This window comes from Kitasatospora sp. NPDC004531 (assembly GCF_053602195.1).
The window spans coordinates 18,873-29,217 of the sequence record NZ_JBSGDD010000088.1; the positions used below are offsets into that span (position 1 = coordinate 18,873).

Consider the following 10,345-nt stretch of genomic DNA (forward strand, 5'->3'; position numbering starts at 1 on the left):
CCTGGTTTCGCACCCTTCTACCTGAGCACTCCCGCCTCCAAGCCCCCCAGCTCCGCCGGCACCGCCACCAGCCCCAGTTCCGCCCCGGAGGCCAGCCGGGGGTGGGCCGGGAGGACGCGGACGGTGTACCCGAACGGCCCCGTCCGCGACAGTTCGAGGTGGCCCTCGTAGCGCAGCCGCCCGTCCAGGTCCGGGCCGCCCCCGGCAGGCTTGAGCGCCAGCGTCGTCGCCTCCGAGATCCGGTCACTCTCGTCGACCCGCCCCGAGACCACCTGCACCTCGACGTCCTCCGGCCCCAGCCGCCCGAGCGCGACCTGCACCCGCAGGGCCAGCGTCGCGCCGAGCTCCTGGGCCTCCCCCGCCCCGTCCGCCTCGACGTGTTCGACCCGCACCGACGGCCACGCGTCGCGCACCGTCGCCTTCCAGCCCGCCAGGGCCTTCGCGCCCGCGTAGTCCCCGGCCCCGCCGGCCAGCTGCCGTCGCGCCCGGGCCGCCGGCACGTACAGCCGCTCCACGTACTCCCGGACCATCCGCCCGGCCAGCACCTTCGGCCCCAGGGTGACCAGGGTGTGCCGGACCATCGAGATCCACCGGTGCGGCAGCCCGTCCGCCGCGCGGTCGTAGAAGCGGGCCGCGACCTGGTGCTCGATCAGGTCGTACAGCGCGGCCGCCTCGATGTCGTCCCGCCGTTCGGCCTCCGCGCTCTCGGGGTCGAGGACGCCTTCGCCGGTGCCGCCGTCGGCGGTGGGGATGGCCCAGCCGTTCTGGCCGTCGTACCACTCGTCCCACCAGCCGTCGAGGATGGAGAGGTTGAGGCAGCCGTTCAGCGCGGCCTTCATGCCGGAGGTGCCGCAGGCCTCCAGGGGGCGGAGCGGGTTGTTGAGCCAGACGTCGCAGCCGGGGTACAGCGCCTTGGCCATCGCCATGTCGTAGTCCGGCAGGAAGACGATCCGGTGCCGGACGGCGGGGTCGTCGGCGAACGCGACGAGCTGTTGGATCAGCCGCTTGCCGCCGTCGTCGGCGGGGTGCGCCTTGCCCGCGACGACGATCTGGACCGGCCGTTCGGGGTGCAGCAGCAGGGCGCGCAGCCGGGCCGGGTCGCGGAGCATCAGGGTGAGCCGCTTGTAGGACGGGACGCGCCGGGCGAAGCCGATGGTGAGGACGTCGGGGTCGAGGACGGCGCCGGTCCAGCCGAGTTCCGCCTCGCCCGCGCCGCGCTGCCGCCAGGAGGCGCGCAGCCGGCGGCGGGCCTCGTCGACGAGCTGGGCGCGCAGGGTGCGGCGCAGTTCCCAGACGTCCGCGTTGCCGATCCGCTCCAGGCCGGTCCACTGGCCGGCGGTGCCGACGGCCATCGCGTCCTCGGCGCGTTCCTGGCCGATCTCGGTGGCGCCGAGGCGGACCACGGCGGGGTCGATCCAGGTGGGCGCGTGGACGCCGTTGGTGATGGAGGCGATCGGGACTTCGGGGGCGTCGAAGCCGGGCCACAGCCCGCGGAACATCTCCCGGCTGACGGCGCCGTGCAGGGTGGAGACGCCGTTGGCGCGCTGGGCGAGCCGCAGGCCCATGGCGGCCATGTTGAAGAGCTTGGGGTCGCCCCCGGCCCAGTTCTCGGCGCCGAGCGCGAGCACCTGGTCGACGGAGACGCCCGGCAGCGCGGCGTCGCCGCCGAAGTGGCGGGCGACCAGCTCGCGGTCGAAGCGGTCGATGCCGGCGGGGACGGGCGTGTGGGTGGTGAAGACGGTGCCGGCCCGGACGGCTTCCAGGGCGTCGGCGAAGGAGAGGCCGGGGTGGGCGGTGGTGAGTTCGGCGATGCGTTCCAGGCCGAGGAAGCCGGCGTGGCCCTCGTTGGTGTGGAAGACCTCGGGTTCGGGGTGGCCGGTGAGCCGGGCGTAGGTGCGCACGGCGCGGACGCCGCCGATGCCGAGCAGTATTTCCTGCAGCAGCCGGTGTTCGCTGCCGCCGCCGTAGAGGCGGTCGGTGACGTCGCGTTCGGCGGGGTGGTTGGCCTCGATGTCGGAGTCGAGGAGCAGCAGCGGGACGCGGCCGACCTGGGCGCGCCAGACCTGGGCGGCGAGGGTGCGGCCGCCGGGCAGCGCGAGGTCGATCCGGCAGGGGGCGCCGTCGGGCTCGCGCAGCAGGGTGACGGCGAGCGCGTCGGGGTCGAGCAGGGGGTAGCGCTCCTGCTGCCAGCCGTCCCGGCTGAGCGACTGGCGGAAGTAGCCGTGGCGGTAGAAGAGTCCGACGCCGATGATCGGGACGCCGAGGTCGGAGGCGGCCTTGAGGTGGTCGCCGGCCAGGATGCCGAGGCCGCCGGAGTACTGCGGGAGGGCGGCGGCGATGCCGTACTCGGGCGAGAAGTAGGCGATGCCGGTGGGGAGCCCGGGGTCGTTCGCCGACTGGTACCAGCGCGGGCCGGTCAGGTAGTCGCGCAGGTCGTCGGCGAGGTCGCCGAGCCGGCGCAGGAAGCGCCGGTCGGTGGCGAGCGCGGCCAGCCGGGCGGCGGGCACCTCGCCGAGCAGTCGGACCGGGTCCTCGCCGACGGCGGCCCAGACGTCCGGGTCGACGGAGCGGAACAGCTCCCTGGTATCGGGGTGCCAGGACCAGCGGAGGTTCAGCGCGAGCTCGTGCAGTGGCTGCAGTTGTTCGGGCAGGACGGTGCGGACGGTGAACCTGCGGATTGCCTTCACGACTTGAAGGGTAGCCCCGCCCGAATGCCTGACGAGGTGTCAAACTGCGGTCGCCACACCCGTTCGGAGCAGCGTTGAGATCGTTCCGGGCGCGTGGTGGCAAATCCCGGCGCACGGGGGGCGCAGGCTGGGAAAAGACGCGCCGTCGGGTGTGAACTTCTGGGGTCGGAGGTGTAGCGGGTGCCTGCTCCGGCCCGGTCCGGCGGCCGGAACCGAGTGCCTACCGACTCGTAGCTCTTGCCGGTGGTGCGAGGATGCAACAAGGTCGTGGGTGCCGCCGGGTATGCGATCGGACGGTCGTCCCCTGCTGCCTCCGGCCGGTGCAGGTCCGGTTTTGACGAGCCCTCACTCCTCCTTAGCCCATTCGGCCCAGCAGCCGTGTCTTCGCGTGTCCTTGTGCTCCGACCGGTCGTTTCCCGGTGGGTTGGGTCATGCGGGGGCGTGCACCGAGCGACGCGCGCGGGGGCGCGTGCCCTTCGGCGCGGCGGGTTTCGCTGCGGCGGTCGGCGGGCCTGGTGGCCGGGGCCGTCGACACGGGGCCGGCCCGGCCCGCACGTCCTTCCTCACCCAGCAGTCCTCCCGGTACTCTCCCGGCGTCGCCCGCCGGGCAGAGCTGCCGCCGATCTCGGGCAGGAGCTTGGCATGCACGGCGACACGCGGGACCAGTCCACGGTACCGACGGACCACACCCCTGACGGACCGTCGACCGGGGAGCCCCCGGTGCCGGCCCCGCGCACCGCGGCGGCCCGCAGGCGGTCGGCCGCACCGGCCGCGAAGCGCGCGGCGGGCACCCCTCGCAAGGCCGCGTCGAAACGGACCACCACCGTCAGGTCCGCCGGCGCCCCCGCGGCCACCACCGCCGCGCCCGCGCCCACACCCGCCACCGGTGCCGCGTCATCCCCCCGCAAGACCCCGGCCCGCCCGGCCCGCCCCACCCGCACGACGACAGAGAGCGACACCGTGATCGGCCGCATCCCCGTGCTTGACGTGACCCCGCTCGTCGACGCCGGCCGGCGTCCGGCCAAGGCCGTGGAGGGCGAACGCTTCCTGGTCTCCGCCACGGTCTTCCGCGAGGGCCACGACGCGGTGGGGGCCAATGTGGTGCTGCGCGACCCGCGCGGCCGCTCCGGCCCGTGGACGCCGATGCACGAGCTGTCCGAGGGCAGCGACCGCTGGGGCGCGTACGTGACGCCGACCGCGCCGGGCCGCTGGTCGTACCTGGTGGAGGCGTGGGGCGACCCGGTGGCGACCTGGCGCAAGCACGCGGCGGTGAAGCTGCCCGCCGGGATCGACACCGCGCTGGTGCTGGAGGAGGGCGCCCAGCTGCTGGAGCGGGCGGCGGCCGGGGTGCCGAAGAAGGAGGGCCGGGCCCAGGTGCTGGCCGCGGTGGACGCGCTGCGCGACCCCGGTCTGCCGCCGCTGAGCCGCTACGCGGCGGCGCTGGTCCCGGAGGTGACGGCGCTGCTGGCCCGCTTCCCGCTGCGCGAGCTGCTCTCCTCGACCCGCCCGCAGCCGCTCCAGGTGGACCGCAAGCGGGCGCTGTTCGGCGCCTGGTACGAGTTCTTCCCGCGCTCGGAGGGCGCGGTGGTGGACCCGAACGGCGTGGAGCCGCCGGTCTCGGGCACCTTCCGGACGGCCGCCGAGCGGCTGCCCGCGGTGGCCGCGATGGGCTTCGACGTGGTCTACCTGCCGCCGATCCACCCGATCGGCCGGGCCCACCGCAAGGGCCCCGACAACGCGCTGGAGGCCGGCCCGCTGGACGTCGGCTCGCCGTGGGCGATCGGCTCCCCGGAGGGCGGCCACGACGCCGTCCACCCGGACCTCGGCACCCTGGAGGACTTCGACCACTTCGTCGCGGAGGCGGGCGCGCTGGGCCTGGAGGTGGCGCTGGACTTCGCGCTCCAGTGCTCGCCGGACCACCCGTGGGTGCACAAGCACCCGGAGTGGTTCAGCCACCGCGCGGACGGCACCATCGCGTACGCCGAGAACCCGCCGAAGAAGTACCAGGACATCTACCCGGTCAACTTCGACCAGGACTTCGACGGGATCGTCCGCGAGACGGTGCGGATCCTGCGCTTCTGGATGGGCCACGGGGTGCGGATCTTCCGCGTCGACAACCCGCACACCAAGCCGGTCAACTTCTGGGAGAAGGTGCTGTCCGACATCGCCCGCACCGACCCGGACGTGCTGTTCCTGGCGGAGGCGTTCACCCGTCCGGCGATGATGCACACCCTCGGCAAGATCGGCTTCCACCAGTCCTACACGTACTTCACCTGGCGCAACGACAAGGCCGAGCTGACGGAGTACCTCACCGAGCTCACCGGCGAGGCCGCCGCGTACATGCGGCCGAACTTCTTCGCCAACACCCCGGACATCCTGCCCGAGTACCTGCAGACCGGCGGCCCGGCGGCGTTCGCGGTGCGCGCCGTGCTGGCCGCCGCGCTGTCGCCGACCTACGGGGTGTACGCGGGCTTCGAGCTGTTCGAGAACGAGCCCGCCAAGCCCGGTTCGGAGGAGTACCTGCACTCGGAGAAGTACGAGCTGCGGCCGCGCGACTGGACCCGCCCGGACTCCCTCGCGCCGCTGCTGACCGCCCTGAACCGGCTGCGCCGCCGGCACCCCGCGCTCCAGCAGCTGCGGGACCTGCGCTTCCACCCCGTCGACAACGAGCGGATCCTCGCCTTCTCCAAGTCCGCCGTGACCGAGGACGGCCTGGAGGACCGGGTGGTCTGCGTGGTCAACCTGGACCCGCACCACGTCCAGGAGGCCACGGTGACGCTCGACGCGCCGGGGCCGCTGACGGTGCACGACGAGCTGACCGGCGCGACGTACGCCTGGGGCCGTCACAACTACGTCCGGCTCGATCCCTCTACCGGGCCGGCCCACCTCCTCACGGTTCGGAGGAACCCGCAGTGACAGTCAACGAGCCCGTCCCCGACACCTTCGCCGACACCCCCGCCCAGGGCCGCGACCCGGAGTGGTTCAAACGCGCGGTCTTCTACGAGGTCCTGGTGCGCTCGTTCCAGGACAGCAACGGCGACGGCGTCGGAGACCTCAAGGGGCTCACCTCGCGGCTCGACTACCTCCAGTGGCTGGGTGTGGACTGCCTCTGGCTGCCCCCGTTCATGAACTCCCCGCTGCGGGACGGCGGTTACGACGTCTCGGACTACCAGTCGGTGCTCCCGGAGTTCGGCAACCTGGCCGACTTCGTGGAGTTCGTCGACGCGGCGCACGCCCGCGGCATGCGGGTCATCATCGACTTCGTGGTGAACCACACCAGCGACCAGCACGCGTGGTTCCAGGCCTCCCGCAGCGACCCCGAGGGCCCGTACGGCGACTTCTACATGTGGGCCGACGACGACAAGCAGTACCCGGACGCCCGCATCATCTTCGTCGACACCGAGACCTCCAACTGGACGTACGACCCGGTCCGCAAGCAGTACTACTGGCACCGCTTCTTCAGCCACCAGCCGGATCTCAACTACGACAATCCGCGCGTGCAGGAGGAGGTGATGGCGGCCCTGCGGTTCTGGCTGGACCTCGGCATCGACGGCTTCCGGCTGGACGCGGTGCCGTACCTGTACGCCCGCGAGGGCACCAACTGCGAGAACCTGCCGGAGACCCACGACTTCCTGCGCCGGGTCCGCAAGGAGATCGACGCCAACTACCCGGACACCGTGCTGCTGGCGGAGGCCAACCAGTGGCCGGAGGACGTGGTCGACTACTTCGGCGACTTCGGCTCCGGCGGCGACGAGTGCCACATGGCGTTCCACTTCCCGGTGATGCCGCGGATCTTCATGGCGGTCCGCCGGGAGTCCCGCTACCCGGTCTCCGAGATCCTGGCGAAGACCCCGGAGATCCCGTCCGGCTGCCAGTGGGGCATCTTCCTGCGCAACCACGACGAGTTGACCCTGGAGATGGTCACCGACGAGGAGCGCGACTACATGTACGCGGAGTACGCGAAGGACCCGCGGATGCGGGCCAACGTGGGCATCCGCCGCCGGCTCTCCCCGCTGCTGGAGAACGACCGCAACCAGGTCGAGCTGTTCACCGCGCTGCTGCTCTCGCTGCCGGGCTCCCCGGTGCTCTACTACGGCGACGAAATCGGCATGGGCGACAACATCTGGCTCGGCGACCGGGACGGCGTCCGCACCCCGATGCAGTGGACGCCGGACCGCAACGCGGGTTTCTCCTCCGCCGACCCGGGCAGGCTCAGTCTGCCGCCCATCATGGACCCGGTGTACGGCTTTCAGGTGACCAACGTCGAGGCGCAGCAAAGCAGTTCGAGCTCACTGCTGCACTGGACGCGTCGCATGATCGAGATCCGCAAGCTCAATCCCGCGTTCGGCCTCGGCAGCTATACGGAGCTGCCCTCCAGCAACCCCGCGGTGCTGGCCTTCGTGCGCGAGTACGAGGGCGACCTGGTCATGTGCGTGAACAACTTCTCGCGGTTCGCGCAGCCGACCGAACTGGACCTGCGGCAGTACGGGGGGCGGTACCCGGTCGAGCTGATCGGCGGCGTGCGCTTCCCCACCATCGGCGAGTGGCCGTACCTGTTGACGCTGGCCGGCCACGGCTTCTACTGGTTCCAGCTGCGCCAGTCCCCGGCGAAGCCGTCCGGGGCGAAGTAGGGCCTGTCCGGCCGACGCACCGACGATCCCTCAGGCCCCGATCGGGACAACCCCTTCCGCGGGCGCGCGAGTTGCTCCGCGCGCCCCCGGAGGTCTTCGCACCACCGCGTACGGAGAACAGCCCAACGGCCATCCACACGAAGGCGTGACACCGAGCGAGCGACTCGCGTGCCGTCGCCGCCGCGCCGTCGAAATCCGGAAGAGTGAAGGGCCCGGCCACGACCCGTCGGGCAGTCGCCCGCTTCCGGGGAAAGGGAGTCATGTCCGAAACCTCCCGTTCTCAAGCCCACCTGCACCGTGATCCGTCCACCGCCCCCGGGCCGGTCGGGACGCGCGCGCCGGGGGCCCGGAGAACCGCCGCGGGAGTCAGCGAGCTGGTCCAGTCGGCCCTGCCGCTGATCGCCGAATGGCTCCCCACCCAGCGCTGGTACGCCGGCAAGGGCCGGCCGATCGCCGCACTCGTCCCGATGCTCGGCACCCCCCTCCAGGTGGGCGATCCGGCGCTGCTGCACCTGCTGCTGCGGGTGGAGCACGGCGGGGCGGCCGCCGGCCCCGGTGACGTGTACCAGCTGCTGCTGGGCATCCGCTCGGAGCGGCCCGCGGCGGTCGGGCCGCGGGCGGTGCTGGGCCGGCTGGCGGGCGGCACCTACGACGGCGCGGTGCTCTACGACGCGGTGCACGACCCGGAGTTGACCGGACGGCTGCTCGAACACCTGGCCACCGGCGACCGGTTCGGCTCGCTGTGCTTCCGCCGCACGCCGGGCCCGGGCCTGCCGGGCAACATCCCGGGGCGGGCGTCCACCGCCGAGCAGTCCAACTCCTCGGTCATCTACGACACCGCGTTCATCCTGAAGCTGTTCCGCCGGATCAGTCCCGGGACCAACCCCGACCTGGAGCTGTCGCTGGCGCTGTCCCGGGCCGGCTCGACCCGCATCCCCCGGGTCGCGGCCTGGTTCGAGTGCCGGCTGGAGCGCTCCGAGCCCGCCACCCTGGGCCTGCTCCAGCGCTACCTGCCGGACGCCGAGGACGGCTGGGAGCTGGCCCTCGACCAGGTCGCCCGGCTCAAGGGCGACCCGTCGCCGGGCAACTTCGCGATCGAGGCGCACCGGCTCGGCCGGGCCACCGCCGAGGTGCACCGGGTGCTGGCCCGCTCGATGCCCACCGCCCGGCTGGACGCGGCCCGGATCGCCGAGCTGGCCGGCGCGATGGCCGACCGGCTGGACTCCGCCGTCACCGCCGTGCCGGGCCTGCTGCGCTACCGCTCGGCGCTGCGCTCGGCGTTCCAGCAGCTGACGGCCGCGCACCTGGACGGGCTGCCGGTCCAGCGCATCCACGGCGACCTGCACCTGGGCCAGGCGATGCGCACCCCGCAGGGCTGGGTGCTGCTGGACTTCGAGGGCGAGCCCGCCAAGCCGCTGGCCGAACGCCGCCTGCCGCAGCCCGCGCTGCGGGACGTCGCCGCGATGCTCCGCTCGTTCGACTACGCGGCCGCCCACCTGCTGGCCGGATCGCCCGCCCGGGACCAGGAGTTGGCGCAGCTGGCCGCCGCCTGGGCGGCCCGCAACCGGGCCGCGTACTGCGCCGGCTACACGGCGGGCGGCGGCGCCGACCCGGCCGCGTCCCCGGAGCTGATGCGCGCCCTGGAGATCGACAAGGCCGTGTACGAGGTGGTGTACGAGGCGCGGCACCGGCCGAGTTGGCTGCCGATCCCGCTGGCCGCGATCAACCGCCTGGCCGGCACCGTCTGAACCGCCCCGCCCGGCCGGGCTTCCCGGCCGGGCGGGCCCGCTCCGCTGGCAGTAGCCCCGACCCGTTCGCAGGAATCCAGGAGGCCTTCGCCGTGACCCCGCTCGGTCCGCTCGACCCGTCCTTTCCGGCCGACCGCCGGCCGGCCGTCCCGGCCACCTTCCGGAACGGCGAGCGCGTCAGAGGGGCCGGCTGGCAGCCGCCGGCGAAGCCCGCGCGGCCGTCCGGCGCGGCGCCGAAGGGCCCGGAGGCCCGGAAGGCGGAGCGCGCCGCCAAATCGCGGCCGGCGCCCGCCCGGCCCGCCGCGGGCGCGGCGCTGCGGCTGCCGGAGGCGCCGCTGCCGCCCGGCGAGGTGGAGCGCCTGGTCTCCGGCGCGCACCACGACCCGCACGCCCTGCTCGGTGCGCACGCGCTCCCGGCGGGCACCGCGATCCGGGTGCTGCGCCCGTTCGCCGAGCGGGTGGTGGTCGAGACGGCGCTCGGCCCGGCCGAACTGACGCACCAGCAGGCCGGCCTGTTCACCGGCCTGCTGACCGGGCAGCGCTTCCCCGCCTACACGCTGAAGGTGACGTACCCGGGCGGCGAGCCGCTGGTGCAGGAGGACGGCTACCGGTTCGCCCCGACGCTGGGCGAGTTGGACCTGCACCTGATCTCGGAGGGCCGGCACGAGCAGCTGTGGCACGCGCTCGGTTCGCACGTGCGCACGGTGGAAGGGGTGGCGGGCACCTCGTTCGCGGTGTGGGCGCCGAACGCCGTCGGGGTCCGGCTGATCGGCTCGTTCAACCACTGGGACGGCACCGCGCACCCGATGCGCTCGCTGGGCTCCTCCGGCGTGTGGGAGCTGTTCGTTCCGGGCCTCGGCGAGGGCGAGCGGTACAAGTACCAGATCCTGACCCGCGGCGGCCGGACGGTGGAGAAGGCCGACCCGCTGGCCCGCGCCGCCCAGTGCCCGCCGGACACCGCCTCGGTGGTGACGGTCTCCCGGTATGAGTGGCAGGACGCCGAGTGGATGGCGGCCCGGGCGCGCACCGTCCACCACCGGGCGCCGATGTCCGTCTACGAGCTGCACCTCGCCTCCTGGCGGCCGGACCTGACGACCTACCGGCAGATCGCCGAGGTGCTGCCCGGCTACCTGAACGAACTCGGCTTCACCCACGTCGAGTTCATGCCCGTGATGGAGCACCCCTTCGGCGGCTCCTGGGGCTACCAGGTCTCCGGCTTCTACGCCCCCACGGCCCGCCTCGGCACCCCCGACGACTTCCGGCACCTGGTCGACACGCT

5 protein-coding genes are annotated in these 10,345 nt (G+C 73.3%); 4 read left to right on the forward strand and 1 reads right to left on the reverse strand.

What is annotated here, in order from left to right; genetic code table 11:
• Positions 1-17: 17 nt before the first annotated feature.
• Entirely contained in the window at positions 18-2,687 is a 2,670-nt protein-coding gene (gene glgP, locus ACWEMJ_RS27510) for an alpha-glucan family phosphorylase (RefSeq protein WP_452139827.1), read from the reverse strand.
• Positions 2,688-3,647: 960 nt separating this feature from the next.
• On the opposite strand from glgP, the gene ACWEMJ_RS27515 reads away from it, so the two are divergent.
• The 4 genes from ACWEMJ_RS27515 to ACWEMJ_RS27530 all read left to right on the forward strand — a co-directional run.
• A complete protein-coding gene (locus tag ACWEMJ_RS27515) occupies positions 3,648-5,603 on the forward strand; it encodes an alpha-1,4-glucan--maltose-1-phosphate maltosyltransferase (RefSeq protein ID WP_452139828.1) in 1,956 nt (651 codons plus the stop codon).
• Positions 5,600-7,318: a maltose alpha-D-glucosyltransferase gene (gene treS, locus ACWEMJ_RS27520; RefSeq protein ID WP_452139829.1), complete on the forward strand. Its 1,719-nt coding sequence runs from the start codon at positions 5,600-5,602 to the stop codon at positions 7,316-7,318. The genes ACWEMJ_RS27515 and treS overlap by 4 nt, the downstream gene beginning before the upstream one ends.
• A gap of 260 nt (positions 7,319-7,578) precedes the next feature.
• The gene (locus ACWEMJ_RS27525; RefSeq protein ID WP_452139830.1) at positions 7,579-9,066 is read left to right on the forward strand and encodes a maltokinase N-terminal cap-like domain-containing protein; all 1,488 of its coding nucleotides are present in this window, start codon (positions 7,579-7,581) and stop codon (positions 9,064-9,066) included.
• Between the two features lie 92 nt (positions 9,067-9,158).
• On the forward strand, positions 9,159-10,345 hold a 1,187-nt coding region (locus tag ACWEMJ_RS27530), incomplete at its 3' end, for a GlgB N-terminal domain-containing protein (RefSeq protein ID WP_452139831.1).

Coding starts and splice junctions, on each gene's coding strand:
- ACWEMJ_RS27525 (WP_452139830.1), top strand. CDS start 7,579: ATGTCCGAAACCTCCCGTTCTCAAGCCCACCTGCACCGTGATCCGTCC.